24 protein-coding genes are annotated in these 25573 nt (G+C 73.7%); 7 read left to right on the top strand and 17 right to left on the bottom strand.

Annotated elements, in window-relative coordinates; translation table 11 throughout:
• From EAD89_RS25395 to tsaB, 6 genes are all read right to left on the bottom strand, one after another.
• On the bottom strand, window positions 1–991 hold a 991-nt coding region (locus tag EAD89_RS25395; RefSeq protein ID WP_147458867.1), incomplete at its 3' end, for an ABC transporter ATP-binding protein.
• Window positions 991–2691: an ABC transporter ATP-binding protein gene (locus EAD89_RS25390; protein ID WP_121677464.1), complete on the bottom strand. Its 1701-nt coding sequence runs from the start codon at window positions 2689–2691 to the stop codon at window positions 991–993. The genes EAD89_RS25390 and EAD89_RS25395, both read right to left, overlap by 1 nt.
• A gap of 92 nt (window positions 2692–2783) precedes the next feature.
• Window positions 2784–3038 (bottom strand): hypothetical protein, encoded by a 255-nt coding sequence (locus EAD89_RS25385; protein ID WP_121653987.1) that lies wholly within the window; start codon window positions 3036–3038, stop codon window positions 2784–2786.
• Window positions 3039–3052: 14 nt separating this feature from the next.
• Window positions 3053–4099 (bottom strand): tRNA (adenosine(37)-N6)-threonylcarbamoyltransferase complex transferase subunit TsaD, encoded by a 1047-nt coding sequence (gene tsaD / locus EAD89_RS25380; protein WP_121677463.1) that lies wholly within the window; start codon window positions 4097–4099, stop codon window positions 3053–3055.
• Window positions 4092–4571, bottom strand: coding sequence for a ribosomal protein S18-alanine N-acetyltransferase (gene rimI, locus EAD89_RS25375; RefSeq protein WP_121653985.1), 480 nt, complete (start codon window positions 4569–4571; stop codon window positions 4092–4094). The genes tsaD and rimI overlap by 8 nt, the downstream gene beginning before the upstream one ends.
• On the bottom strand, window positions 4568–5245 hold the full coding sequence (gene tsaB / locus EAD89_RS25370; RefSeq protein ID WP_121677462.1) for a tRNA (adenosine(37)-N6)-threonylcarbamoyltransferase complex dimerization subunit type 1 TsaB: 678 nt from the start codon (window positions 5243–5245) through the stop codon (window positions 4568–4570). Before tsaB ends, rimI begins: the two co-directional genes overlap by 4 nt.
• A 366-nt stretch (window positions 5246–5611) precedes the next feature.
• Here tsaB and EAD89_RS25365 point away from each other — a divergent pair, with 366 nt between their 5' ends.
• The gene (locus tag EAD89_RS25365) at window positions 5612–6325 is read left to right on the top strand and encodes a helix-turn-helix domain-containing protein (RefSeq protein WP_121677461.1); all 714 of its coding nucleotides are present in this window, start codon (window positions 5612–5614) and stop codon (window positions 6323–6325) included.
• Between the two features lie 17 nt (window positions 6326–6342).
• On the opposite strand, the gene ung is transcribed toward EAD89_RS25365, so the two are convergent.
• The 6 genes from ung to EAD89_RS25335 form a co-directional block, all read right to left on the bottom strand.
• The gene (gene ung / locus EAD89_RS25360) at window positions 6343–7044 is read right to left on the bottom strand and encodes a uracil-DNA glycosylase (RefSeq protein ID WP_121677460.1); all 702 of its coding nucleotides are present in this window, start codon (window positions 7042–7044) and stop codon (window positions 6343–6345) included.
• A 68-nt stretch (window positions 7045–7112) separates the two neighbouring features.
• Window positions 7113–7595: a tRNA (adenosine(37)-N6)-threonylcarbamoyltransferase complex ATPase subunit type 1 TsaE gene (tsaE, locus tag EAD89_RS25355; RefSeq protein ID WP_121653981.1), complete on the bottom strand. Its 483-nt coding sequence runs from the start codon at window positions 7593–7595 to the stop codon at window positions 7113–7115.
• Window positions 7592–8698, bottom strand: a complete 1107-nt coding sequence (locus EAD89_RS25350) for an alpha/beta fold hydrolase (protein ID WP_121677459.1) — start codon at window positions 8696–8698, stop codon at window positions 7592–7594. The genes tsaE and EAD89_RS25350 overlap by 4 nt, the downstream gene beginning before the upstream one ends.
• Window positions 8695–9813: an alanine racemase gene (alr, locus tag EAD89_RS25345; protein ID WP_121677458.1), complete on the bottom strand. Its 1119-nt coding sequence runs from the start codon at window positions 9811–9813 to the stop codon at window positions 8695–8697. The genes EAD89_RS25350 and alr overlap by 4 nt, the downstream gene beginning before the upstream one ends.
• Before the next feature lie 88 nt (window positions 9814–9901).
• Entirely contained in the window at window positions 9902–11371 is a 1470-nt protein-coding gene (locus EAD89_RS25340) for an NAD(P)H-hydrate dehydratase (RefSeq protein ID WP_121677457.1), read from the bottom strand.
• Between the two features lie 53 nt (window positions 11372–11424).
• The gene (locus EAD89_RS25335) at window positions 11425–11793 is read right to left on the bottom strand and encodes a holo-ACP synthase (RefSeq protein WP_121653977.1); all 369 of its coding nucleotides are present in this window, start codon (window positions 11791–11793) and stop codon (window positions 11425–11427) included.
• A gap of 162 nt (window positions 11794–11955) precedes the next feature.
• On the opposite strand from EAD89_RS25335, the gene EAD89_RS25330 reads away from it, so the two are divergent.
• Together EAD89_RS25330 and EAD89_RS31285 are read left to right on the top strand one after the other, a co-directional pair.
• The gene (locus tag EAD89_RS25330) at window positions 11956–12252 is read left to right on the top strand and encodes a hypothetical protein (RefSeq protein WP_121677456.1); all 297 of its coding nucleotides are present in this window, start codon (window positions 11956–11958) and stop codon (window positions 12250–12252) included.
• Window positions 12249–13916 carry an alpha/beta hydrolase gene (locus EAD89_RS31285; protein ID WP_305034192.1) on the top strand — a complete coding sequence of 556 codons (1668 nt, stop codon included), beginning with the start codon at window positions 12249–12251 and terminating at the stop codon, window positions 13914–13916. Before EAD89_RS25330 ends, EAD89_RS31285 begins: the two co-directional genes overlap by 4 nt.
• A 113-nt stretch (window positions 13917–14029) precedes the next feature.
• On the opposite strand, the gene glmS is transcribed toward EAD89_RS31285, so the two are convergent.
• The gene (gene glmS, locus EAD89_RS25320; RefSeq protein WP_121677455.1) at window positions 14030–15943 is read right to left on the bottom strand and encodes a glutamine--fructose-6-phosphate transaminase (isomerizing); all 1914 of its coding nucleotides are present in this window, start codon (window positions 15941–15943) and stop codon (window positions 14030–14032) included.
• A 938-nt stretch (window positions 15944–16881) separates the two neighbouring features.
• On the opposite strand from glmS, the gene EAD89_RS25315 reads away from it, so the two are divergent.
• Together EAD89_RS25315 and EAD89_RS25310 are read left to right on the top strand one after the other, a co-directional pair.
• A complete protein-coding gene (locus tag EAD89_RS25315) occupies window positions 16882–17385 on the top strand; it encodes an MmpS family transport accessory protein (RefSeq protein ID WP_121677454.1) in 504 nt (167 codons plus the stop codon).
• A gap of 146 nt (window positions 17386–17531) precedes the next feature.
• Window positions 17532–18728, top strand: coding sequence for a pyridoxal phosphate-dependent aminotransferase (locus EAD89_RS25310; protein WP_121677453.1), 1197 nt, complete (start codon window positions 17532–17534; stop codon window positions 18726–18728).
• Between the two features lie 53 nt (window positions 18729–18781).
• Here EAD89_RS25310 and EAD89_RS25305 read toward each other — a convergent pair whose 3' ends face one another.
• Window positions 18782–19432 carry a PadR family transcriptional regulator gene (locus EAD89_RS25305; protein ID WP_158610773.1) on the bottom strand — a complete coding sequence of 217 codons (651 nt, stop codon included), beginning with the start codon at window positions 19430–19432 and terminating at the stop codon, window positions 18782–18784.
• 75 nt (window positions 19433–19507) lie between these two features.
• Here EAD89_RS25305 and EAD89_RS25300 point away from each other — a divergent pair, with 75 nt between their 5' ends.
• Window positions 19508–22336, top strand: a complete 2829-nt coding sequence (locus tag EAD89_RS25300; protein WP_121677451.1) for an FtsX-like permease family protein — start codon at window positions 19508–19510, stop codon at window positions 22334–22336.
• Window positions 22337–22338: 2 nt separating this feature from the next.
• Window positions 22339–23085 carry an ABC transporter ATP-binding protein gene (locus tag EAD89_RS25295; RefSeq protein ID WP_121653897.1) on the top strand — a complete coding sequence of 249 codons (747 nt, stop codon included), beginning with the start codon at window positions 22339–22341 and terminating at the stop codon, window positions 23083–23085.
• An 18-nt stretch (window positions 23086–23103) separates the two neighbouring features.
• On the opposite strand, the gene glmM is transcribed toward EAD89_RS25295, so the two are convergent.
• From glmM to rplM, 3 genes are all read right to left on the bottom strand, one after another.
• A complete protein-coding gene (glmM, locus tag EAD89_RS25290) occupies window positions 23104–24459 on the bottom strand; it encodes a phosphoglucosamine mutase (RefSeq protein ID WP_121653898.1) in 1356 nt (451 codons plus the stop codon).
• A gap of 117 nt (window positions 24460–24576) precedes the next feature.
• Window positions 24577–25050: a 30S ribosomal protein S9 gene (rpsI, locus tag EAD89_RS25285; RefSeq protein ID WP_121653899.1), complete on the bottom strand. Its 474-nt coding sequence runs from the start codon at window positions 25048–25050 to the stop codon at window positions 24577–24579.
• A 20-nt stretch (window positions 25051–25070) separates the two neighbouring features.
• A complete protein-coding gene (rplM, locus tag EAD89_RS25280; RefSeq protein WP_121653900.1) occupies window positions 25071–25514 on the bottom strand; it encodes a 50S ribosomal protein L13 in 444 nt (147 codons plus the stop codon).
• Window positions 25515–25573: the final 59 nt, after the last annotated feature.

Here is a 25573-nt window from a genome sequence, read left to right as displayed (position 1 = left end):
GGGCGGGGCTGTCGCCGGTGCGGGCCACCCCCAGCAGGCGGGCCATCGAGGCGCCGCCCACCTGAAGTTCGTCCAGCCAGGACAGCAGCCGGTCGACCGGGTCCACCAGCTGCTGCACGTAGAGGGTCGCCGCGGTGACCTGACCGAGGCTGACCCAGCCGCGCAGGTAGAACCAGCCGCCGATCAGCAGCGTGGCCACCACCGGCACCACGTACCCGATCTCGGCCACCGGGAAGAAGACGGTCCGCAGGTTGAGGGTGTACCGCTCCGCCGCGTACGAGCGACGGATGTCCACGTCGGTGCGGGCCCGCCGGCGCGCCTGCTGCCGCAACGCCTCAGTGGTCCGCGAGCCCTCGACGGTCTCGCTGATCCCGTCGGTGATGTCCGAGTAGGCGGCGTTCTCCCGCAGGTAGCCGGCGGGGGCGCGGCGCAGGTACCAGCGGGTGCCCGCCCAGAGCATCGGCACCGCCAGCAGGCAGGGCACCGCCAGCAGCGGGCCGATCAACAGCAGCGCGCCGAGAATGAAACCGGTGGTGACCACCGCGATCAGCGTCTCGGGCACCGCCAGGCGGACGGTCCGCGACAGCGCGGAGACATCCCGGGAGGTGCGGGTGAGCAGGTCCCCGGTGCCGGCCCGCTCGACGGTGGCCAGCGGCAGGTCGAGGATCCGGTCCACGAACTCCTCACGCAGCTCGGCGAGGACCCGCTCACCGAGCCGCGCCGAGGCCAGGTGGGCGAACCGGACCAGCACCGACTGGGCCAGCACGAAACCGCCGATGAGCAGCGCGATCCGGTCCACGGTGGACTGACCGACGCCCCGGGAGATGCCCTCCACGAGGTCGCCGAGCAGCCGCGGCGCGGCCAACCCGGCGGCAGCGGCCAGCGCGTGCAGGCCGAGCGCGGCGGCCAGCGCGCGTGGATGCCGGCGGACCAGCGTGCGCGCGTACCGGCGGACCTGCCGCGCGTCGGCGACCGGCAGTGCGGTGGCCATCAGTCCTCCTCCCGGCTGACCGTCGCCCGGTAGCGCGGCTCACCGTCCAGCAGCTCGGCGTGCGTCCCCTCGGCCACCACCTTGCCGTCCTCCACGAAGATCACCCGGTCGGCTCGGCTGAGCACCAGCGGGCTGGTGGTGCAGACCAGGGTGGTCCGGCCGGCACGCGCGTCACCCAACCGCAGCGCGATCCGGGCCTCGGTGTGCGCGTCGACCGCGCTGGTCGGCTCGACCAGCAGCAACGTCTCCGGATCGGCGACCAGCGCGCGGGCCAACCGCAACCGCTGCCGCTGCCCGCCGGAGAACTCCCGGCCGCGTTCGGCCACCGGGCTGTCCAGCCCGTCGGGCAGCGCCTCGACGATGTCCGTCGCGCTCGCCGCGACCAGCGCCGCGGCGAGTGCCGCGTCGTCGCCCCGGTCGTGCGGGTCCAGCTCGGTGCGGAGCCGGCCGGTGAACAGATGTGCGTCGTTGTCGGCCACCAGGATCCGCGCGCGCACCGCCGCCAGCGCCAGCGACCGCAGCGGTACGCCGTGCAGCGTGGCATTCGAGTCGGTGTACCGGCCGAGCCGGTCCACGATGGCGGCCGCGTCCTCGGGGGCGGTGGCGGCCAGCGCGGTGAACCGGCCGGGAAGCACCACCACCCCGGAGTCGGGGTCGGCCAGCTCCCCCGGACCGTCCGGCAGCGCCACCGGCTGCGCCGGATCGACCAGTTCCGGGTCAAGTCGCAGCAGCCGGACCACCCGGCGGGCGGACACGTGCCCACGGGTCAGTTTGTCGACCGCCTCGGTGAGGTTGCGCAGCGGGTTGACCAGGAACGCCGTGTAGCCGTAGAAGGCGACCAGTTGCCCGGCGCTGATCTGGTCGCGCAACGCGAACCGGGCGCCCAGCCAGGTCACCAGCACCAGGAACGCGCCCGGCAGCAGCACCTGCGCCGCCTCCAGCAGCGACTCGACCCGGGCCACCCGCAGGCCACGCGTACGCAGCTCCTGCGACCGCGCCCGGTAGCGGGCGGAGAGCACCGGTTCGCCCCCGACTCCGCGCAGCACCCGCAGCCCGGAGACGATGTCGCCGGCCCGGGTGGTGAGCGCTCCCTCCGCGTCCCGGTACGCCTGCTGCTGGCGGTGCAGCGGCCGGATGAGCAGCGCCACCACCGCCATCAGCAGCGGTACGCCGAGCACCACGACCAGCCCGAGCGGCACCGAGGCGTTCAGCAGGATCACCGCGACGGTGGCGATCGCGACCAGCGCACCGGTGCCCCGGGCGGTGATGTCGATGGCGTTCCCGATCTGGCCGATGTCGGCGGTGCCGATGCTCACCACCTCGCCGGCGGCGACCCGGCGGGGCAGCGCGGCGCCGAGCCGGTTCGCCGCCTCCACCGTCAACTGCACCGTCCGGTACGCCCCGGCCAGAAAGTTGTGCACGGCGCAGCGGTGCCGCAGGATCCCGGCTGCCGCCTGGAGCACGCCCAGCCCGAGCAGCACCACACCCCAGGTGAGCAGGCCGTCCTCGTCGCGGCGTGCCAACCCGTCGACGGCCCGGCCGACGGCGGCCGGCATCAGCGCCTGCGCCACCATCCACACCACGCCGAGCGCGATGCCGGCGGTGAACAGCCGCTTGTGCCGGCCCGCCAACCAGATCAGGTAGCGGGTCGCCGACCGGGTATCGGGTACGCCGGTTTCGCCGGCCGGTGAGAAGCGCATAGCGGCTCGACGCTAGGCGGCGACCCTGGTCCCGGCGAATCAATTACCGCCCGAAGGTGCCGCAGCTCACCACGGAGAGCGGGTCGGCGGGGTCAGCGGTCGACCTGGGTGAAGTCCCAGGAGTGCGGGGCGCGGGCCACCAGTAGCGCGGGCGGCTCGGGCAACGGGCGCGGGTTGCTGCGCCACTTGGAGATGACCACGACCCGGTGGTCGGTGGACGAGAAGACCTCGCTGGACACGTGCAGCGGGTCGTGTTCCACCTCGGGCAGGGCGGTGTCGCACACCCAGGTGATCAGGTCCGCCACGCCGTACGCCTCGGCGCGCGCCTCCCACATCCGCACGATCATGTCCGTCGCCCCCGTCACACGCTGACCGTGGTCAACGGCAGCGCCGAGTCGGCCGGCAGGTCCAGCCGGCTGGGCGCGACCCCGGCGGCGACCAGGTGCGATCCGAGCGCGGCGACCATCGCCCCGTTGTCGGTGCAGAGCTTCGGCCGGGGCACCCGGACCCGGATGCCGTACTTCTCGGCCCGCTGCTCGGCCAACGCGCGCAGCCGCGAGTTCGCCGCCACGCCGCCGCCGATCACCAGGGTCTCGATGCCGTTCGCCCGGCAGGCGGCGAGCGCCTTGGTGGTCAGCACGTCACAGACCGCCTCCTGGAAGGACGCGGCGACGTCGGCCACCGGCACGGGCTCGCCGGCGCGCTGGCGCGCCTCCACCCAGCGAGCCACCGCCGTCTTCAGTCCGGAGAACGAGAAGTCGTACCGGTGCGCGGCGAGGTCCTTGGCGGCGGTCAGGCCGCGCGGGAAGGCGATCGCGGACGCGTCGCCGGCCCGGGCTTCGCGGTCGATGGGCGGGCCGCCCGGGAACGGCAGTCCGAGCAGCCGGGCGACCTTGTCGAACGCCTCGCCGGCCGCGTCGTCGATGGTGGCGCCGAGCGGGGTGACGCCCCGGGCCAGGTCGTCGATCAGCAGGAGGGACGAGTGCCCGCCGGACACCAGCAGCGCGATGGCGGGTTCGGGCAGCGGGCCGTGTTCGAGGGTGTCCACGGCGACGTGCGCCGCCAGGTGGTTGACGCCGTACACGGGTTTCTCCGCGGCGAGCGCGTACCCCTTGGCGGCGGCGACGCCGACCAGCAGCGCGCCCGCCAGCCCGGGGCCGGAGGTGACCGCGATCGCGTCGATGTCGGCCAGGGTGACGCCCGCGTCGCGCAGCGCCCGGTCCATGGTCGGCACGATGGCCTCGAGGTGGGCCCGGCTGGCCACCTCGGGCACCACGCCCCCGAACCGGGCGTGCTCCTCCACGCTGGAGGCGAGCGCGTCGGCCAGCAGGGTGTGTCCCCGCACGATGCCGACGCCGGTCTCGTCGCAGGAGGTTTCGATGCCCAGGATCAGCGGTTCGTCAGCCATGGTCGTGTGGTCCGTCCCCGGTCGGCTCGGCGACGCGCTGCATGACCAGCGCGTCGGTGTTGCTCGGTTGGTAGTAGCCGCGTCGCACCCCGATCGGCTCGAACCCGTACGTCGCGTAGAGCCGCTGGGCGGGGGCGTTGTCCACGGCGACCTCCAGCAGGGTGCTGCGGGCGCCGACCCGGGCCGCCTCGGCGAGCAGCTCCTCCAGCAGGGCACGGCCGACGCCGCGCCGCTGCGCGTCGCGGCGGACCGCGATGTTCTGCACCCACACCTCGTCCGGCGGAGCCCCGGCGAGCCCGGCGTAGCCCAGCACCGTGCCGTCGTCGTCGGTGGCGACCCGGTAGTGGTGCCCGTTGGCCAGCTCGTTCCAGAACATCGCCGGCGACCACTGCTCGGCGCCGAAGAGGTCTGCCTCGATCGGCAACACCTGGTCGATGTGCCACCAGCGGAACCGGTCCAGCCGCACGCTCATGGGAGGACCGGTTTGCGGCCGGTCGCCACCACGGCGTCCGGCCGGCGCAGGTAGAGCGGGGTGAGCCGTTCACCGGGCGCGCCGGCCCGGATCCGCTCGCCGGCGAGCAGTGCCAGCACGCCGGCGTCGGGGTAGCGCGGCTCGACCCGGACCGGCAGGCCCAGGGTCTCGGCGTACCGGTGGGCACCGTCGCCGACCGCGACCGTCGCTCCCAGTTCCCGGGCGCGGGCGGCGGCCACGGGGGGCGTGGACACCTCGGGCCCGACGATCCGCTGACCGGCGCCGTCGTAGACGGCCCAGTAGAGCTCCTTGCGGCGAGCGTCACTGGCGGCCAGCACCGGCTCGCCGGCCGCCGCCGGGTAGCCGATGCCGTCCAGCGAGCAGACGCCGTAGGTTGGGATGCCGAGCACCTGGCCCATGGTGGCGGCGGTGACCAGGCCCACCCGCAGCCCGGTGAACGGCCCCGGCCCGAGCCCGGCGACGATGGCGCCCAGGTCCTGCGGACGCGCGTCGACATCGGCGAGGACCGCGTCGACCTGAGGGGCCAGCAGTTCGCCGTGCGCGCGGGCGTCGACCGTGCACCGGTGCGCCCGGGACACCACACCGTCCGCCGAGACCTCCACCAGCGCGGCGGTCACCGCGGGGGTCGAGCTGTCCACCACGAGTACGAGCACGGTTAGCCAGCCTAGCCGCCACGCCGCCGCGCAGGCCCCTCTGAGCCGAGTCTCCACCGGCTCAGAGCTGTCGTCCAAGCTCGGTCACCCGGCGGGGACCGAGAACACGATCGGCCGGGAAACCCATTCCGGCCCGTCACCCGACGCCCCGGCGGAGGCGCGCGGCACCTGGGGCTGGGGCCGCTCACCTCAACGAGCGTGATACCTCTCAGGCATATTTATGCCTCAGAGGTATCACGCTCGTCAGGGCAAGGCCCGCCGCCCCGAGCACGTCGTCCAGGGGGACGGCCTCTGACAGGGGGCCGGCGAGTCAGCAAGTTGCCTCATTGGTATCGCCGTCGCTTCGGCCTGGTCCAGGATGCCGGGATGTCCTCCACTCGCCTCGTCCCCCTCCTCGGCGCCGTCGTGCGACAGCAACGGCACCAGCGCGAGCTGAACCAGCGGGAGCTGGCCGACCTGGCCGGGGTCAGCCAGGCGGCCGTCGCCCGGATCGAGCGCGGGGATCGGTCGCCCAGTATCCCGCTGCTGGAGCGGCTGCTCGCAGCCATGGACGTGCAGTTGGTCGTCGGGGTCGAGCCGCTGGACGCACACCTCGACGCCCGGATCGACGACCTGGCCGCCCGGCCGATCGCCGAGCGGATCGACGAGCTGGGACTGCACCGGATGCTGGACCGGCTCGCCGACTTCCCGCAGGTGATCACCGGAAGCACGGCGGCGCTGTTGCAGGGCGCGCCGGTGCCGGTCGAGGCACTGGAGATCGCCGTGCGTTGGCAGGACTCGAAACGGTTCACCCGCTGGCTGGAGGCGGCCTACGGCCAGCGGTGGAATGCCCGCTGGGGTGAGTTCGGCGGAGTCTGGTTGGAGCCCGAGGAGCAGGGCGAGCACCTCTGGACGACCCGGTACGGCGAGATCAGGGCCACGATGTGCGACGAACTGCCCGAAACAATCGAGGTGCGCCACGGTGCCCGGAGTTACCGTGTCGTGCCGCTGGTCGATCTGGAGCTGACCGAGCCGCGGGCGGCCGACCTGCTGCGCCGTCACCGCGCCCGGCAGGCCGCCAGCGGGAAGCGACGGTCCTGACCCGTCGGCGGACCGGGTCAGCCGGCGGTGCGCTCCCAGTCGATGGTGGGCAGGCCGGCATCGGCGAGCGCCTTGTTGGCCGCGCTGAACGGCCGGCTGCCGAGGAAGCCACGCGGGTTCATCGGGCTGGGGTGGCCGGCCTCCAGCACCACGTGCTGCGGGTTGGTGACCAGGGCGGCCTTCTTACGGGCGTACCCGCCCCAGAGCAGGAAGACCACCCGGTCCGATGACGCGTCCAGCGCCCGGATCGTGGCGTCGGTGAACTCTTCCCAACCGGAGTTGGCGTGCGAGCCCGGGGTGGCCTGACGGACCGTCAGCACCGCGTTGAGCAGCAGCACACCCTGCGCGGCCCAGCCGTCGAGGTTGCCGCTGCGCGGCTTGGGCACGCCGAGGTCCTCGCCCAGCTCCTTGAACACGTTGCGCAGCGACGGCGGCACCGCCACCCCGTCCCGGACGCTGAAGCTCAGCCCGTGCGCCTGCCCGGCCCGGTGGTACGGGTCCTGCCCGAGGATCAGCACCCGGGTGCTCTGCGGCGGGCAGAGCCGGTATGCGGAGAACAGGTCCGCCAGGGGCGGGAAGACGGTCTGCGTCTCGTACTCCCTGGCGACGAACTCGGCCAACGCGGCGGTGCGGGCCGGATCCAGATGGGGGGTGAGCACGGCACGCCACTGCTCCGGCAGCAGGGCCAGCATATCCAGGGCGGAGGCGTCGTCGGCCATCAGGAACCTTTCACACGGCGGGTCGGTCCCCCGACTCTAGGCACCGGGTACGACAGCGACCCGGCGGCCTAAGCCAACTCGGCGAGCCGCCGGGCCCAGTCGCCACCGACCGGATCAAGCTCGACGATCCGGGTGTCGTCGTCGCGGCGGTCGATGCGGACCCGCAGGTGCGCGTCCACCAACTGCTCCACCAGGCCCTCGCCCCACTCCACCACGGTCACCGACTCGTCCACCGAGGCGTCCAGGTCCAGGTCGTCGATCTCGGCGCGCGGGTCCGTGGCGTCACCCAGCCGGTACGCGTCGGCGTGCACCAGCGCCACCCGACCGCCCCGGGCCGGGTCGGGCCGGTGCACGCGGGCGATCACGAACGTGGGCGAGGTGATGTCCCCGAGCACACCGAGGCCTGCCCCGATGCCCTGGGTGAGGGCGGTCTTGCCGGCACCCAGCGGCCCGGTCAACAGCACCAGGTCACCGGCGCGCAGCAGCCCGGCCAACCGGCGGCCGAACTCCCGGGTGTCCTCGACGGCGGGCAGCTTGACGACGTGACTCACCGTTCCTCCACGCTCTCCAGCGACTCGAGGAACCGCGCCAGCGCGGCGTTGACCTCGTCCGCGTGCTCCAACATCACCACGTGCCCGCTGTCCTCGATCTTCACGAACTCAGCGTGCGGCAACCGCCGGACGATCTCCTCCGAATGGGTCACCGGAGTGATCATGTCCTTGTCGCCGACCACCACCAGCACCGGAGTGTCGGCCAGCGCCGCGAGCGCCGGGAAGCGCGAGTGGGTGGCCAGGGTCCGCAGGTAGCGGGTCACCGTGTCGGCCGACGTCCGCGAGTTCATCGTCTCCACGTAGGACACCAGCGCCGGGCTGGGCTTACGGGTGCCGAAGCCGTACTTGCGGGTGAGCAGCCAGGCCACGTTCGAGGTCGACTTGCGGGCCTTGTCGATCACCGGCCCGCCGTACCGGGTGGCGTTGCTGACCATGAACAGCACCGGGCCGCCGACCCGGCCGAGCAGCGCCGGCGCGACCAGCTTGGTCTCCGCGATCAGCCCGCCCGAGGTGGCCATCAGCACGGTGCCCACCACCCGGTTGCCGAACAGCTCCGGGAACAACTCGGCGAACGCCATGATGGTCATCCCGCCCATCGAGTGGCCGACCAGCACCAACGGCCCCTCGGGCGTGGTCCGGTCGATCACCCGGCGCAGCGTCTGGCCGAGCGTGACGAGGTCGTACTCGCCGGTCTCCAGCCGGCCGGACCGGCCGTGACCGGGCTGGTCGTACGTCACGATCCGGTAGTCGCCGCGCGCGGCGAGCATCTGGCGCTGGAAGTGGAACGTGCCCATGTCCAGGCAGAAGCCGTGCACCAGCACCACCGTCGGGTGCCCGGGCACCGGCCGGGTCGGCTCGATCACCTCGACATGGATGTCGGTGCCGTCCGGCAGCTCCAGCCGGAACGCGTCGTCGTACCGCTGCTCGCCGAACGTCTCGTGCGCGTAGCGGTCGGTCGGGTCGGCCTTGAGCCGGCGGACCAGTGTGCGCTCGGTCGCGACGCCGGCCGCCAGGCCGGCCGCGGCCACGCCGACCGCGGCGCCGACCAGCCCGGCGACCCGGCCGGCCGCGGTCCGCGGTCGCGGGATGCGGTACGGACTCATGCCCGCTCACCGTCGTAGACCCGGGGCACGCGCGTGCCGCCGAACCGGGTGACGATCTCGTAGTTGATCGTGCCGACGGCCTCGGCCCAGTCGTCGGCGGTCGGCTCGCCGTCGGCGCCACTGCCGAACAGCGTCGCGATGTCGCCGTCGGCCACCGGGTCGTCGCCACAGTCGAGCACGAACTGGTCCATGCAGACCCGCCCGGAGATGGTCCGCCGCGCGCCGGCGAGCTGCACCGGCCCGCTGTTGGACGCGTGCCGGGGCACGCCGTCGGCGTATCCGAGCGGCACCACGGCCAGGTTCGCGTCGTTCGCCGTGGTGTAGGTGTGCCCGTAGGAGACGCCGGTGCCGGACGGCACCCGCTTGGTGAGCATCACGCGGGCCCGCGCGGTCATCGCGGGCCGCAGCCCGTACGTCTCGCCGGCCACCGGGGAGAGCCCGTAGACGGACAGCCCGGGACGGACCAGGTCGAAGTGGGTGTCGGGGCGGGTCAGGGTGGCCGCCGAGTTGGCGAGGTGCCGCCAGCGCGGCCGCAGCCCGGCCCGCTCGACCATGGCCAGCCCCTCGTGGAAGACGGCCAGCTGACGATCGGTGGTGGGGTGGCCGGGCATGTCCGCGTACACGAAGTGGCTCCACACGCCGACCACCTCGATCAGGCCGTCCGCCTGCGCCTTCGCGGCGGCGTCCAGCAGGGCCGGCCAGTCGGCGACGGTCGCTCCACCCCGCGACAACCCAGTGTCGATCTTCAGGTGCAGTCGGGCGGGACGCTCGGCGAGCCGGCTCGCCTCGATCATCTCGTCGAGCTGCGGCAGGCTGGCCGCACCCAGGTCCACGCCGGCGCGGACGCCCTCGTGCAGCGGCAGACCGGGTGCGAGCAGCCAGGCCAGCACCGGCACGGTGATACCGGCCCGGCGCAGGGTGAGCGCCTCGTCGAGGGTGCAGACACCGAGCCAGTCCGCCCCGGCGTCGATTGCCGCACGGGCAGCCGGAATCATGCCGTGGCCGTACCCGTCGGCCTTCACCACCGCCATCAGCTCGGCGTTGGTGCCGGACCGGAGTCGGCTCACGTTCTCACGGATCGCATCAAGATCGACGCGTACCTCGGCCTGCCACATACGCCCAGCCTACTTTCCGCCGTGATCACCGTGGGCGGCGACGCACGTGCCTGCCGCCGACCCGGCCATCCCGTCCGCAGCGACGCGATCAGCCCAGCCGGGCGAGAACCGGACGCAGCGCGGTGGCCACGTCGGGCGCGGTCACCGGCCCGCCGCGGGCCGCCTCCCGGCCGGCCAGGCCATGCAGGTACGCGGCCGAGGCCGCCGCCCGGTCCGCCGGCACACCGGCCGCCAGCAGCGAGCCGAGCAGTCCGGCCAGCACGTCACCGGTGCCACCGGTGGCCAGCGCCGGGGTGCCGGTGGGGTTGACGTACGCCCGACCGTCCGGCGTGCCGATCACCGTGCGGTCCCCCTTGAGCAGCACCACCGCGTTCATCCAGGCGGCCAGCCGCAGCGCGGAGGCGACCCGGTCCGCGCCCGGCTCCTCCCCGCAGAGTCGGGTGAACTCCCGGTCGTGCGGGGTCACGACGATCGGCGCGTCCCGGCCGCGCAGCCGGTCCGCGAGCGAGCCGTCGACCAGCAGGGTCAGCGCGTCGGCGTCGAGCACCACCGGCACCGGCGCGGCCAGCACGGCGCGCAGCTCGGCCGCCGCGTCCTCGCCCGTGCCCAGCCCGGAGCCGCAGATCCAGGCCTGCACCCGGCCCGCGTCGGCGACCCGGTCGCTGGCGAGCACCGAGGGATGCTGGTGCAGCACCTCGGCCCGGGCGCCGCCGGCGTAGCGGACCATGCCGGTCGGCCCGGCCAGCGCCCCGCCGACGGAGAGCACCGCCGCGCCCGGGTACGTCGCCGAGCCGGTCGCCACACCGACCACGCCCCGGCTGTACTTCTCCGACGCCGGGCCCAGCGTCGGCCACCAGTCGACCAGGTCGGCCCACTCGGTCACCCTCAGCGCGGGGGTGCCCCGCAGCCACGGCCGCAGCCCGATGTCGACCAGCTCCACCTGACCGGCCAACGGGGCCGCCGGCCCGACCACCAGGGCGGGCTTCAGCGCGCCGAAGGTCACCGTCACGTCGGCGCGGACCGCGGTGGGCCGGCCGGACGCGGACAGCGGCACATGCCCGGTGTCCACCGCCACCCCACTCGGCACGTCCACCGCCAGCACCGTGGCGCGGCCGCCGTCCCGCCCGCGCAGCTCACCGAGGCGCTGGACCACCTCGTCCGCGTTCGCCCGCAGCCCGCCGGTGCCACCGATGCCGACGATGCCGTCCAGGACCAGGTCGACCGGGCCGGTCGGGCGGTCCACCAGCCGGCCGCCGGCGGCCCGCAGCGCGGTCAGCCCAGCGGCGTGCGCCCGCCCGGGGGTGAGCAGCAGTGCGGACACGGTGACGCCCCGGCGGGCCAGCCGCTCCCCCGCGTACAGGGCGTCGCCGCCGTTGTCGCCGGAACCGACCAGCAGCAGCACCCGCCCGCCGTACACCCCGCCCCGCTCCGCGAGCAGCAGCGCGGCCCGGCGAGCCAGCCCGGCGGCGGCCCGCTGCATCAGCGTGCCCTCCGGCAGCGTGCCCATCAGCCCCGCCTCGGCCGCCCGTACGTCGGCCACCCGCCACACCGATCTCATGCCACCGTCCCATTCCGCTCGCGGGCGGGCCGGAACTGCCCACCCAGCCGACGTCACCGTTCCGCGATCACCATCGCCGACGCGATCCCGCCGTCGTGCGACAGCGAGACATGCCATCGACTGACCCCACGCTCCACGGCCGCCGCTGCCACCGTGCCGGAGACCGCCAGCCAGGGGCGGCCGTCAGGGTCGGGCACGATCTCGCAGTCGTGCCAGCTCAGCCCGGCCGGCGCGCCGAGCGCCTTGGCGACGGCCTCCTTCGCGGCGAAGCGGGCGGCGAGCGACTCCGGCGAGCGCGGGTTGCCGGAGCGGGTGTACCGCTCGGCCTCGGTGAAGAGCCGGTCGGCGAGCAGCGGCGTCCGGGCCAGGGACCGGGCGAACCGGTCGACCAGGACGACGTCGATGCCGACAGCGACGATCACCAACTCACCCTACCGGCGACGAAGGCGGCAGATTAGCCGTCGGCCCGGCCGTGGGCAACGCCTGTGGACGGCCGCCGGCGGCTGTCCACAGGGCACTCCGGGGTGTTCGTGCCCCGCCTACCGTCGATACGTCGATGCCGGGGCGCACGCGGGGGTGTGGGGATGACAGAGGAGCCGTTGACGGTCCGACCGGAGCTGTTGCGGGGGGTGGCCCGGGCGCTCGACGACGACGCGTACCGGCTGGCGCATGGGCTGGTCGGGGTGCCCGGGCTGGTGGTGTCGGCACCCGACTGGCCGGCCGGCACGGCGCTGGTGAGGCTGGAGTCGGCGGTGCACGGCTGGCTGGGCCGGCTCGGCGGCCTGGTCGCGGTGACGGGCGGGGCGGTCCGGACGGCGGTGGAGTCCTACCGGGCGGTGGACGACCGGGCCGCCCGCCGGCTCGCCTCGCTACCCCGGTGACCGCGCCGACCCGCCCGCGGGTGGTCGCCGGGCCGGCGGGCGCCGAGACGCAGTGGGTCGGCCCGCCGGCGCCCGCGATCGGCTATGCCCAGCTCTGGGCGGCCGACCCGGGGGCGTGGCAGGCTGCGGGAGCCGCGTGGGCCGGGCTGCCCGCGCTGGTCGAGAGGCGGGCCGGTGAGCTGAGCACGGACGCCAGGGCCCTGCGAGTCGCCTGGTCGGGCCGGGCCGCGACGGCGGCCGACGGGCGGCTCGCGGGGCTCCGCGGCGAGCTGACCTCGATCGCACCCGCGCTGATCGAGGCCGATCAGGTGCTCGCCGAGTTCGCCGGTCGGCTCGCGGTGGCAAAGGGCCGGCTGGCCGCGGCGGTGTCGCTGGCGGAGGGCGCGGGGCTGCTGGTCGACCGGCACGGGCAGGTCACCGCCGATCCGGCCCGCTCGCGGCCACCCAGTGAGCGGGACGGGCCGGCGGCGGCCCGGGTGGCGGCGGCGCTACGGGCGGCGCTGGAGCTGGCCGGGGCGGCGGACCGGGCCGCGACGACGCGGCTGGACGAGCTGGCCGCGGCGGCCGTCGACGGCTGGCAGGCGCCACCGCCGCCCGGTCGACCCGCGCCGGGCGCCACCCCGGTCGAGGTCCGGGCGTGGTGGGCGGGGCTGACCCCGGCGCAGCGCCGGTGGCTGGTGGGGCACGAGCCGACACTGGTCGGGCGGCTCGACGGTGTGCCGGTCGCCGCCCGGGACCAGGCCAACCGGTTGCTGCTCGGGGCCCGGCGGGAGGAGCTGGTCGCCGAGCGGCGGCGGCTGCTGTCCCGCGTGCCACCCGGGCCGGTCGACGCGCTGCGGCTGCGCCGGGTCGATGGGCGCCTGGCCGGTCTGGACGCGCTCGCCGACCGGCTGGCCGGGCCGCAGGCCCCACGGGCCTACCTGCTGCGGCTGGACACGGCCGGCGAGGGGCGGGTGGTGGTCTCGCTCGGCGACCCGGATCACGCCGACCGGGTGATGACCTACGTGCCGGGGATGACCGCCGGCCTCGACGACGCGCCGGGCGAACTCGGCCGGGTGGCGCGCGTGCTGGGCCGGTGCGCCGCCCTCGACCCGGGCGAGCAGACCGCCGCGGTGCTCTGGCTGGACTACGACGCACCGGACTTCCTGCACGAGGCGGCCACCGCCGGCCAGGCCCGCGACGCCGGCCCGGCGTTGCACCGCTTCCAGGAGGGACTGCGGGCCAGCCACGAGGGGCCGCCGGCCCGGCAGACCGTGCTCGGGCACAGCTACGGGTCGCTGGTCGTCGGCATGGCCGCCCGGGACCACGGGCTGGCTGCCGACGCGCTGGTCTTCGTCGGCTCGCCGGGGGTCGGCGTCGCACAGGCCGCCGAATTGGGCGTGCCGCCCGGGCAGGTCTGGGCGAGCAGCGCACCGGACGACGTGATCCGGCTGACCCGTCCCGCGGCCGACCTGGCCCGGCAGGTGCTGCTCGGCACGTCACCGCTGGCCGCCACGCTCAGCCTGGTCGGGCAGGGCGAGCACGAGCTGTGGTTCGGGCGGGACCCGGCCGGGGCGGGCTTCGGCGGGCGCACCTTTCCCAGCGGGCGGCACGGTCACGTGGGCTACTGGGATCCGGCCAACCCGGCGCTGGACGGCATGGCCCGCATCGTCCTGGGTCGCTGATCGGTCGGACGGACCCGGTCCGACACGACGAGGGCCCCGGCCGCGCGGTACGACGAGGGCCCCGGCCGTCGCCTGGTGCGACGTCCGGGGCCCGGGTCGGTGGTCGGGCTCGGTTACTCGACGGTGACGGACTTGGCCAGGTTGCGCGGCTGGTCCACGTCGTGCCCCCGGGCGGCGGCGATCTCGGCGGCGAGCACCTGCAACGGCACCGTGGTGACCAGCGGGGCCAGCAGCGTGGGCGTACGCGGCACGTAGATCAGGTGGTCGGCGTACCGGACGACGGCCTCGTCGCCCTCCTCCGCGATCACGATGGTCCGCGCGCCGCGCGCCCGCACCTCCTGGATGTTGGAGACGACCTTGTCGTGCAGCATGCCCCGACCGACCGGCGAGGGCACCACGCAGATCACCGGGGTGCCCTTGTCGATCAGGGCGATCGGGCCGTGCTTCAGCTCGCCGGCGGCGAAGCCCTCGGCGTGCATGTACGCCAGCTCCTTGAGCTTGAGCGCGCCCTCCAGGGCCACCGGGTAGCCGACGTGCCGGCCGATGAACAGCACGGTGGGCTCGGACTTCAGATCCCGGGCCAGCTCGCGCACGGGGTCGATCCGGTCGAGCAGCTCACGCAGCTTGCCCGGGATCTCCTGCAACTGCGCGACCACCGCGCCCACTTCGTCGGCGAACTTGATCCCGCGCACCTGGGCGAGGTGCAGGCCGATCAGGTAGCAGGCGACGACCTGCGTGAGGAACGCCTTGGTGGACGCGACGGCGATCTCCGGCCCGCCGTGGGTGTAGAGCACCGCGTCGGACTCGCGGGGGATGGTCGAGCCGTTGGTGTTGCAGATCGCCAGCACCCGGGCCTTCTGGTCCTTGGCGTGGCGCAGGGCCATCAGGGTGTCCATCGTCTCGCCGGACTGCGAGATCACCACGATCAGCGTGGACCGGTCGAGCACCGGGTCGCGGTAGCGGAACTCGCTGGCCAGCTCCACCTCGCAGGGGATCCGGGTCCAGTGCTCGATGGCGTACTTGGCGACCATGCCGGCGTGGTACGCCGTGCCGCAGGCCACGATGAAGATCTTGTCGACGTCACGCAGGTCCTGATCGCTGAGGCGGACCTCGTCGAGGGCGATCTCACCGGTCTCGGTGAGCCGGCCGAGCAGCGTGTCGGCGATGGCCTGCGGCTGCTCCTCGATCTCCTTGAGCATGAACCAGTCGTAGCCGCCCTTCTCCGCGGCCGACGAGTCCCAGTCGATGTGGAAGTCCTTGCCGGTGGCGGGCTGGCCGTGGAAGTCGGTGATCTCGATGCTGTCGCCGGTGATCAGGACGATCTGGTCCTGGCCCAGCTCCACCGCTTCGCGGGTGTGCTCGATGAACGCGGCCACGTCGCTGGCCAGGTAGTTTTCCCCGTCGCCCCGGCCGACCACCAGCGGCGAGTTGCGCCGGGCGCCGACGACCGCTCCGGGCACCGCGGCGTCCACCGCGAGGAGCGTGAACGCGCCCTCCAGTCGCTGGCAGACCACCCGCATGCCGGCGGCGAGCAGTTGCGGGCCGTCCGGCTGGCCGGCGGCGCGCAGGTCGGCCAGCGCGGCGGAGAGCAGGTGGGCGGCGCACTCGGTGTCGGTGTCGCTGGTGAACTGGACGCCGTCGGCCTCCAGCTCGGCGCGGAGCTTGGCGAAGTTCTCGATGATGCCGTTGTGGATCACCGCGACCCGGCCGTCGGGGGCGAGGTGCGGGTGGGCGTTGCGGTCGGTCGGGCCGCCGTGGGTGGCCCAGCGGGTGTGCCCGATGCCGGTGGTGCCGTCGGCGATGCCGATGGGGCTGGCCGCGCAGGAGGTGGGATCGTCGGCGGCCCGCTCGGAGAGCACCTTCTCCAGGTTGGCCAGCTTGCCGGCCTTCTTCTCGATCAGCAGCTGGTCGTCGCAGACGATCGCGACCCCCGCCGAGTCGTAGCCGCGGTATTCCAGCCGCCGCAGCCCGTCGAGCACGATGCCGAGTGCGGGGCGCGCGCCCGCGTATCCCACGATTCCACACATGGCCCGCAGCCTAACCCAGTTTCGCTCACGATGGTTGCTCGAAAGTCGGCTAAACAATCACTGAATCTGAGCGATCGGGGGCTGGGGGGTCACAACGGGACGAGCCACCCCGGCCCGGTCGGGCCGCGGTTGAGGGCGACAGGGTTGCCACGGGTCCCCAGGTACGAAAGTCTCTCGGCGGGTGCGGCGGTCCTCTCCACGACCCGTTCGCCCCATACCCACTCCCGCCCGGAGCAGCCATGTCCGACGCGCCTCCACCCGAACCGTCCCCGACGCCGCCCTCGGACCCGCCATCCACGCCGTCGAACCCGACATCCACGCCGTCGAACCCGCCATCCACGCCGTCGGACCCGACACCTACGCCCTCGGATCCGACACCCACGCCGTCTAGCCCGGCCGCCGCGGGCAGCCCGCCGGCACCCGACCCGCCGCCCGACTGGGCCCCTGCGGCGTCGTACCCGGCACCCGACCCGCTCGCCCCCGGCCAGCCGTGGGCGCCACCGCCCCCGTGGACGGCCGGACCGCCATCCGCGCTCTGGACGTCCGGACCCGGACCACAGTCCGCGCCGTGGACGCCCGGACCCGGACCGCAGTCCGCGCCCTGGACGCCTGGACCGCCGGAGACGTCGTGGACGCCCGGCCCGTCGTCCGCGCCCTGGACGCCGGGACCGCCGGACACGTCGTGGACGCCCACTTCGGCGGCGCCCTGGCCGCCGTCTCCGACGACCGGCCCCGACCCCTCTCCCGCCGGCCAGCCACCGTCCGGCCAGCCACCGTCGGGGTGGCCACCGTCCGGCCAGCCACCGTCCGGTCAGCCACCGTCCGGGTGGCCGCCACCCGGCTACCCGCCGCCCTACCTCCACCCCGGGCATCCGCAGGTCGCCGGTCGCCCGCCCGGCGGCAACGCCCGGATCGGGATCGTCGTAGCGGTCGTCGCGGTGCTCACCCTCGCCCTCTGCGGCTGCGTCTGCGTGGCCGGCCCGCTGCTCGGCCGGTTGGCCCCGGATCCGATCGCCGAGAACCCGTACGATTCGGACCCCGACGACGACCGCTGGTCCCTACCGACCGCCGAGCCCCCCTCCACCGAACCGACCACCATGCCGACCACCACCGCGCCGACGCCCACGCCCGACAAGAAGCCGATCACCCGCCCCACCTCCGGGCCGGCGCCGGTGACGGTGGCCTACGAGGTGACCGGATCGGGCCGGGCGGACATCTCGTACTACGACGCCGAGAGCGATCTCATCCACGTCGACGCCGCGGAGCTGCCCTGGCGCACCACCATCCGGACCAACGGCCGGAGCCGGGTGATGGTGGAGGCCACCTGGCCCGACATCGAATATCACGGGCCTCTCGACTGCACCGTCACGGTCACCGGCGCCGGCAGGCTGGTCGTCGACAAGACCCGCGGATACTGGCGGACCACCTGCACGGCGGGGTGAGGTCTCGCCTTGATCCACACGGAGTCAGCGATAACGGGGTATCCGAAGGCCGTTGACACCCCGATATCGCCGACCTCGCGTCGATCATGTCGGAACGGCTTGGTGAGGCTGGGGTTCGGCCCACGGGTGCCCGTAGGCTGGCGCAGGTGACGACGAGCACCGATGTCGACCCGCTGGTGGCCCGGATGCGGCCGTTCGGCACGACGATCTTCGCCGAGATGTCCGCCCTCGCCGTACGGACCGGGGCGGTCAACCTCGGCCAGGGCTTCCCGGACACCGACGGCCCACCGGAGATGCTGGCCGCCGCGGCCGAGGCGCTGCGCGGCGGGCAGAACCAGTACCCGCCCGGTCCGGGGATCCCCGCCCTGCGTGCGGCGGTCGCGGCCCACCAGCGGCGGTTCCACGACCTGGCGTACGACCCGGACAGCGAGATCGTGATCACCGCAGGCGCCACCGAGGCGGTCGCGGCCAGCATCCTCGCCCTCTGTGAGCCGGGCGACGAGGTGGTCTGCTTCGAGCCGTACTACGACTCGTACGCCGCCTCGATCGCACTCGCCGGCGCGGTCCGGCGGCCGGTCACGTTGCGTCCCGCCGCCGACGGCCGGTACGCCTTCGACCCGGCGGCGCTGCGCGCGGCGTTCGGCCCCCGCACCCGGTTGGTACTGCTGAACTCGCCGCACAACCCCACCGGCAAGGTCTTCACCCCGGCCGAGCTGACGCTCATCGCCGAGTTGTGCCAGGAGCACGGCGCGTACGCGGTCACCGACGAGGTGTACGAGCACCTGGTCTTCACCGACGCGGCGAGCCCGCACGTGCCGCTGGCCGGCCTGCCCGGCATGCGGGAGCGGACGCTGCGCATCTCCTCGGCCGGCAAGACGTTCTCCTGCACGGGTTGGAAGGTCGGCTGGGTGAGCGGTCCGGCGGCGCTGGTCTCGGCGGTGCTGCGGGTGAAGCAGTTCCTGACCTTCGTCAACGCCGCACCGCTGCAACCGGCGGTCGCGGTGGCGCTGGCGCTGCCGGATGACTACTTCACCGGCTTCCGGGACGGGCTTCAGCAGCGCCGTGACCAGCTCGTCGGTGGCCTCACCGACGCCGGGTTCGAGGTGCTGGCCCCGGAGGGCACGTACTTCGTCACCGCCGACGTCACCGCCCTCGGCGGCCGGGACGGCGTGGAGTTCTGCCGTTCGCTGCCGGAGCGGTGTGGCGTGGTGGCCGTGCCGACGCAGGTCTTCTACGACGATCAGGAGGCGGGCCGGCGGCTGGTCCGGTTCGCCTTCTGCAAGCGTCCGGAGGTGCTGACCGAGGCGGTCACCCGGCTGCGCGGGCTGCACGGGCGGCACTGACCGAGGCGGTCACCCGGCTGCGCGGGCAGCGCGGGCTGCACTGACCGTTGGGGTCAGCCGGCCGCGCGGGCCGGTCCGGCGTCGTCCGCCCGCGGGGGCGGCGCGGCGTCGGCGGCGGACGCCGAGATCTGCGACGGTGTGACCGCCAGGGTGGCGAGCAGCGCACCACTGTCGGCCAGCAGCACCGCCTCGGCATCATCGACGAAGGCGAGGTCGGCCTCGACGTGCCGGCTCGCTGCGGCGAGCAGCAGCCCGACCACCGGGTCAGCGGCCTTGCGGCGCAGCCCGTCGAGGTTGCGCAGCTCGCGGAGCAGGTGCCCGCGTTGGTTGCTCAGCACGGTGCGGACGGTCTGCGCGGAGCCCGATCGGGCGGCAGCGGTGACCTTGAGGAAGAAGTCGTCCCGGAAGCCGCCGCTGCGGGGGCTCGGCTCGTTGAGCCATCGGTCGAGTTCGGCCCGGCCATCGGGAGTGATCTGGTAGACCACCCGGTCGGGTTTGACCTGCTGGGCCTGCCGCTCGGCGACCACCAGGCTGTCCCGGGAGAGCCGGTCGAGGATCTGGTAGAGGTGGCCGATGTTGAGCGGCCCCCACTGTGGACCGGTGGTGGCCTCGAAGGCGCCTTTCAGCTCGTAGCCGTAGCTCGGGCCGCGCGCGAGCAGTGCCAGGACCGCGTGCTGGATCGCCACCGTCTCCTCCGATTCCACTGGTCGACCGGACCAGGTCTTGCATTGTGACAATGTAACGCGCAGAGTGTGAGGTGGCACACGGGGAGGCGCGACATGCTGGGGTTCATCTGGGGGCAGCTACGCGGCCGTGCCGGGCGGTCGGTGGCGCTGCTGGCAGGGGTGCTGGTGGCGACCACCGGCTTCGTCGTCCTGACCGGCGCCACCACCACCTCCCGCCTCGACGTCACCGGCGCGGTGGAGCGCAACACCCGAGCCGCCTACGACATCCTGGTCCGCCCCAAGGGGGCCCGCACGCCGCTTGAGGCCGAGCGCGGGCTGGTCCGCCCAAACTACCTCTCCGGCCTTTTCGGCGGCATCACCCCCGCGCAGTACGAGCAGGTGAAGGGGCTCGCCGGCATCGACGTCGCCGCGCCGATCGCCATGCTCGGCTATTCGACCTCGACGGTGCCGGTCCAATTCGATGTGACCAGCGCGGTCGACCCCTCGCTGGAGCAGCAGGTCATCCGGCTCAACCCCACCTTCACCGCCGAACGAGGGCTTTCCACCGCTGCCAGCAGCCCGCGCTACGTGTACGTGACCAAGCGCCCGCTGCTCTATCCCGAATGGGGCGGCGACGTGAACGCTTCCTTGCAGCCGTACTCGGACGGCAAGACGTACAAGCAGGACGACTATTGCGGGCAGGTCCCACGGGAGGTGCTCCCCGATGGACGAAGCGAACCGATTTGCGACCCGCGCCTGGCGGCAAGGTCCGGGAACGCGGGGCATTCGTCCGAACGGGAGGACTGGAGCGTCGACACCGTCCGGCTCCTGCCCGACGGGCGCTTCGAGGCGAACCGGTGGTTCCCCGGCCGCGCCGAACGCGTCGTCACCGACCAACTGGTGGTCACCTACCGGGTGACGGTGCCGTTCCTGCTGGCGGCGGTCGATCCCGACGCGGAACAGCGCCTCGTCGGCCTGGACGACTCGGTGACCGAGGGCCGCTCGCTCCGGCTCGACGACACGGCCACCGAGACCTCTCCCGGGCCCTATGTGACCGAGCGGTCGGTCCCGGTGTTGAGCACCAGCCGTCCCTACCTCGACGTCTCCGTGCGGTCCGCCCTCACCCGGCTGCCGCAGGCGCGACCCGCGGGGCTGTCGGTCGACGAGTTGGAGCGGACGCTGGGCAGCGCCACCGGGCTCGGGGTCGGGACCGAGGAGTACGCGCTGACCGACGGGTACCGCGACCTGCTGGCCGAGGGGATCTCCAAGACCGGCTGTTGCACAGGTGATTTACAGACGATCATTCAGGCGGGCGCACCGGAGTACGAGCGGCTCCCCGACGGAACTCTCCGCGCCGTCGCGCGACCACCGTTCGATGACGCGCTCTACGGCGGCGAGAACGATCTCAACTTCCGCTCCCGTCCATGGCTGGCCGACGACAACGGCTTCCGCCCGGTGACCGCGCTTCCTCAGTCGCCGTCGGGCGCGCGCCTCCAGGTCCGGACCTGGCGGACCGTCGGCATCTTCGATCCGGAGAAGCTGAGCGGGTTCAGCGACCTGTCCCGCGTGCCACTGGAGACCTACGAACCGCCCCGCACCGACGGTGCCGACGAACCCAGCCGCCAGGCGCTGGGCGGTCGGCCGCTGGAGCCGAGCGGAAACCCGGCGGGCTACCTCTCCTCGCCACCGCTGATGCTCACCAGCCTGGCTGCGGTGCCGAAGCTGTTCGCGGGCGACGCCACCCCCACCCGGACAGCGCCGATCAGCGCGATCCGGGTCCGGGTCGCGGACGTCGCCGGCTACACCGACCGGTCCGCCGAGCGGGTCCGGCTCGTCGCCGAGCGGATCGCCGACACGACCGGGCTGGACGTCGATCTCACCTTCGGCTCGTCTCCCGCCCCGCAGACCGTGGAGCTGCCGGCGGGCTCGTTCGGCCGGCCCGAGCTGCGGCTCACCGAGCCGTGGTCCGCGCTCGGGGTCGCGTCGGTCATCACCAAGGCGGTCGACCGCAAGAGCCTCGTGCTGTTCGGGCTGGTGCTGGTGGTCTGCGGGCTGTTCCTCGGCAACGCCGTGTCCGCCGCCGTCCGGGACCGGCGCCGCGAGCTGGCCGTGCTCGCCTGCCTGGGCTGGCCAGCCCGTCGGATCGCGGCGCTGGTCCTCGGCGAGGTGGCCGCGCTGGGGCTGGCCGCCGGCCTGCTCGCCCTGGGGTTGGCGTTCCCCCTGGCCGCCGCGCTGGACATCGGGATCGGTTGGCGTCAGGCGGTGCTCGCCGTACCGGTGGCTCTCCTGCTGGCGCTGGTGGCGGGCCTGGTCCCGGCGCTGCGTGCCGCGGGCGCCCACCCGGCCGCCGCCCTGCGACCGCTGGTGGCCCCGGCCCGCTGGGTACGACGGCCCCGCGGCCTGTTCGGGCTGGCGCTGTCCAATGTGGTCCGCACGCCCGGGCGCACCCTGCTCGGGGCGGCCGCGCTGGCCATCGGGCTGGCGGCGCTCACCCTGGTCAGCGCCGCCGCCTACGCCTTCCGCGGCGCGATCGTCGGCAGCCTGCTCGGTGACACCATCTCGCTGAACGTCCGGGGTGCGGACACCCTGGCCGCGGTCGTCACCGTCCTGCTCGGCGCGGGCGCCGTCGCCGACGTGCTGTACCTGAACGTCCGGGACCGCGCCGCGGAGTTGTCCACCCTGCGCGCGGTCGGCTGGACGGACGCCGCGCTGGGCCGCCTGGTGGGTTACGAAGGACTCCTCATCGGTGCGCTCGGGGCGGTGGCCGGCGCCGGGCTCGGGCTCGCCGGGGCCGCCTGGTTGGTCGGTGGCCTGCCGAGCGCCCTGGTCCTGGTCGCCGCCGCGGTGGCGCTCGTCGGTGTTCTGGTCACCTGTCTGGCGGCGCTCGTGCCGGCCGCGTTGCTGCGCCGGCTCCCGACCGCACGGCTACTGGCAGAGGAGTGACGATGGAGGCAACGACGGGCAGCACGGTCCGGACCCTCGGGCTGACCCGGCAGTTCCGCACCGGAGCAGAGCGGCTGACCGCGGTCGACGACGTCTCGCTGGAGATCACGGCCGGGTCGGTGGTGGCACTGACCGGCCCCAGCGGCTCGGGCAAGTCGACCCTGCTGCACCTGATCGGCGCCATCGAACAGGCCGACAGCGGCACCATCATGGTCGACGACATGGAGATCACGGCGCTGCGCCGCACCGCGCTGGCCCGGTACCGGCAGCGGGTGGGGTTCGTCTTCCAGCGCTACCACCTGCTGCCCGCGTTGACCGTGCTGGACAACGTGATCGCCCCGGTGCTGCCGCAACGCGGCCGGGCCGACCACGCGACCCGGGCCCGCGAGCTGCTCGACGGGGTCGGCCTCGCCGGACGGGAGCGGGCGATGCCGGCGCAGCTCTCCGGTGGCGAGCAGCAGCGGGTCGCCATCGCTCGGGCGCTGATGGGCGCCCCCGGGCTGCTGCTGGCCGACGAGCCCACCGGCAACCTCGACTCGACCACCAGCGCCCAGATCCTCGACCTGCTGCTCGATTTGCGGGAGCGGCACGGCATGACGATCCTGCTCGCCACCCACGAACGGTCGATCGCGGCCCGCTGCGACCGGTTGGTCCGGCTCGGTGACGGCAGCATGGTCGAGGACCTCGACCTCACCGACGGCGAGGACCCCGCCGACACGTACGAGCGGGCCGCCCGACTGCGGTTGTGACGCCGCCGGGTAGCGGCCTCAGCCGACCGGGCTGGCGGTGCGGACCTGCTCCGCGATGCGCTCGGCGACCTCGCGGGCGGTCGCCTCGGTGGCCGCCTCGACCATCACCCGGACCAGCGGCTCGGTGCCCGACGGGCGCAGCAGCACCCGCCCGGTCTCGCCCAGCTCCGCCTCGGCCCGCTCGACCTCGGCGCGGACGGCCGGCGCGGCCGCGCCGACGGTGCGGTCACCCACCGGCACGTTGATCAGCACCTGGGGCAGCTTGGTGACGACCGAGGCCAGCTCGGCCAGGGACTGGCCGGTGGCCGCCATCCGGGCCATCAGGTGCAGGCCGGTGAGCACTCCGTCGCCGGTGGTGGCGTGCGCGGGCATGACGATGTGGCCGCTCTGCTCGCCGCCGAGCGCCAGCCCGGAGGCGCGCAGCTCCTCCAGCACGTACCGGTCGCCGACCTTCGTCTCGACCAGCCGGATGCCCTGGGCGGACATGGCGAGCCGCAGCCCGAGGTTGCTCATCACGGTGGCCACCAGAGTGTCCTGGGTGAGCGTGCCGGCGTCCCGCATGGCCAGCGCGAGGATCGCCATCAGCTGGTCGCCGTCGACCTCGTCACCGTCGGCGGTGACCGCCAGGCAGCGGTCGGCGTCGCCGTCGTGGGCGATACCCAGGTGGGCGCCGTGCTCGACCACGGCCGCCCGCAGCGCCTCGATGTGGTTGGAGCCGCAGTCGTCGTTGATGTTCAGGCCGTCCGGCTCGGCGTGGATCGCGATGACCTCGGCGCCGGCCTCCCGGTAGGCGACCGGGGCGACCTCGGCGGCGGCGCCGTTGGCGCAGTCGACCACGACCTTGATCCCGTCGAGCCGGTGCGGCACGGTGCCGACCAGGTGCTGGACGTAGTGGTCGGCGCCGTCGAGCAGGTCGTGCACCCGGCCCACGCCCGCGCCGATCGGTCGGTCCCAGGCGGTGGTGGCGTTCGCCTCGACCGCCGCCTCGATCTTCATCTCGATCTCGTCGGGCAGCTTGTGCCCCCCGGCGGCGAAGAGCTTGATCCCGTTGTCCGGCATCGGGTTGTGTGACGCGGAGAGCATCACACCGAGGTCGGCCTTGGCCTCCGCGGTGAGGTACGCGACCGCCGGGGTGGGCAGCACACCGACCCGCACCACGTTGGCGCCGGCGCTGGTCAGACCCGCCACCACGGCGGCCTCCAGCATCTCGCCGCTGGCCCGGGTGTCCCGGCCGACCACGGCGAGCGGCGGATGACTGCGGTCCGTCTCGGCGAGAGTGTGCGCGGCGGCCACGGCGAGCGCGAGCGCCAACTCGGGGGTGAGATCCGCGTTCGCCCGCCCGCGTACGCCATCCGTGCCGAACAACCGACCCATACCCGCCAACCTCCGATGAGCACCACTGATGAGGAGAAAGCGGAACGGCCGGCCCACCTCCCCGGTCGAGGGGAGGCGGACCGGCCGTCCGTCAGAAGTACAACGCGCTGGAAAAGATCAGCGCTTCGAGTACTGGGGAGCCTTACGGGCCTTCTTGAGGCCGTACTTCTTGCTCTCCTTGACCCGGGCGTCCCGGGTGAGGAAGCCGGCCTTCTTGAGGGCCGGGCGGTCGTCCGGCTCGTTGACGATCAGCGCGCGGGCGATGCCCAGCCGGAGCGCACCGGCCTGCCCGGTGGTGCCGCCGCCACGCAGGTTGGCGATGACGTCGAACTGCTCGAGCTTCTCGGCGGTGACCAGCGGGTCCTTGATGAGCTGCTGGTGCACCTTGCTCGGGAAGTAGGCCTCGAGGTCCTGGCCGTTGCAGGTGATCTTGCCGGTGCCCGGGACGATACGGACCCGGACGATGGCCTCCTTGCGGCGGCCCACGGTCTGGATCGGCCGGTCACCACGAGGCGCGCGGGCGACGGGCGCCGGCGCCTCGGTGGCCTCGGGGGCTTCCGGGGCAACCTCGGTCTCGGTGATGTCGGTCATGCTGCTTCCTTCGCCCGCGCTCACTGCGCGATCTGCTTGATCTCGAACGGCATCGGCTGCTGCGCGCCGTGCGGGTGCTCGGCACCGGCGTAGACCTTCAGCTTCTTGATCAGCTGACGGCCGAGCTTGTTGTGCGGGAGCATCCCCTTCACAGCCAGCTCGATGGCCCGCTCGGGGCGCTTGGTCAGCAGCTCCTCGTAGCCGATCTGCTTCAGACCACCCGGGTAACCGGAGTGGCGGTAAGCGACCTTGGTCTGGCGCTTGTTGCCGGTCAGCGCAACCTTGCCCGCGTTCACGATGACGACAAAGTCGCCCGTGTCGACGTGCGGCGCGAAAGTCGGCTTGTGCTTACCACGCAGCAACGTGGCGGCGTGGGTGGCCAGGCGGCCCAGCACGACATCAGAGGCGTCGATGACGTGCCACTGACGCTCGATCTCACCCGGCTTCGGGCTGTACGTACGCACAGGTCTACCTTGTCTCGTCGTCGGTCTGGGGTCGCGCGCCGAGGTGACCAGATCTTGCA

This window comes from Micromonospora sp. BL4 (assembly GCF_003667505.1).
GTDB lineage: Bacteria > Actinomycetota > Actinomycetes > Mycobacteriales > Micromonosporaceae > Micromonospora.
The sequence above is the reverse complement of the archived record's forward strand: the minus strand, read 5'-3'. Positions and strand labels throughout refer to the sequence as shown.

Bases quoted from the DNA above. Each gene is read 5' to 3' on its own strand.
- EAD89_RS25390 (WP_121677464.1), bottom strand. From the start codon at position 2,691: ATGCGCTTCTCACCGGCCGGCGAAACCGGCGTACCCGATACCCGGTCG.
- EAD89_RS25330 (WP_121677456.1), top strand. From the start codon at position 11,956: ATGACAGAGGAGCCGTTGACGGTCCGACCGGAGCTGTTGCGGGGGGTG.
- EAD89_RS25385 (WP_121653987.1), bottom strand. From the start codon at position 3,038: ATGATCGTGCGGATGTGGGAGGCGCGCGCCGAGGCGTACGGCGTGGCG.
- EAD89_RS25295 (WP_121653897.1), top strand. From the start codon at position 22,339: ATGGAGGCAACGACGGGCAGCACGGTCCGGACCCTCGGGCTGACCCGG.
- alr (WP_121677458.1), bottom strand. From the start codon at position 9,813: ATGTGGCAGGCCGAGGTACGCGTCGATCTTGATGCGATCCGTGAGAAC.
- glmS (WP_121677455.1), bottom strand. From the start codon at position 15,943: ATGTGTGGAATCGTGGGATACGCGGGCGCGCGCCCCGCACTCGGCATC.
- EAD89_RS25350 (WP_121677459.1), bottom strand. From the start codon at position 8,698: ATGAGTCCGTACCGCATCCCGCGACCGCGGACCGCGGCCGGCCGGGTC.
- ung (WP_121677460.1), bottom strand. From the start codon at position 7,044: ATGGCCGACGACGCCTCCGCCCTGGATATGCTGGCCCTGCTGCCGGAG.
- tsaD (WP_121677463.1), bottom strand. From the start codon at position 4,099: ATGGCTGACGAACCGCTGATCCTGGGCATCGAAACCTCCTGCGACGAG.
- glmM (WP_121653898.1), bottom strand. From the start codon at position 24,459: ATGGGTCGGTTGTTCGGCACGGATGGCGTACGCGGGCGGGCGAACGCG.
- rimI (WP_121653985.1), bottom strand. From the start codon at position 4,571: ATGAGCGTGCGGCTGGACCGGTTCCGCTGGTGGCACATCGACCAGGTG.
- rpsI (WP_121653899.1), bottom strand. From the start codon at position 25,050: ATGACCGACATCACCGAGACCGAGGTTGCCCCGGAAGCCCCCGAGGCC.
- EAD89_RS25365 (WP_121677461.1), top strand. From the start codon at position 5,612: ATGTCCTCCACTCGCCTCGTCCCCCTCCTCGGCGCCGTCGTGCGACAG.
- EAD89_RS25300 (WP_121677451.1), top strand. From the start codon at position 19,508: ATGCTGGGGTTCATCTGGGGGCAGCTACGCGGCCGTGCCGGGCGGTCG.
- EAD89_RS25340 (WP_121677457.1), bottom strand. From the start codon at position 11,371: ATGAGATCGGTGTGGCGGGTGGCCGACGTACGGGCGGCCGAGGCGGGG.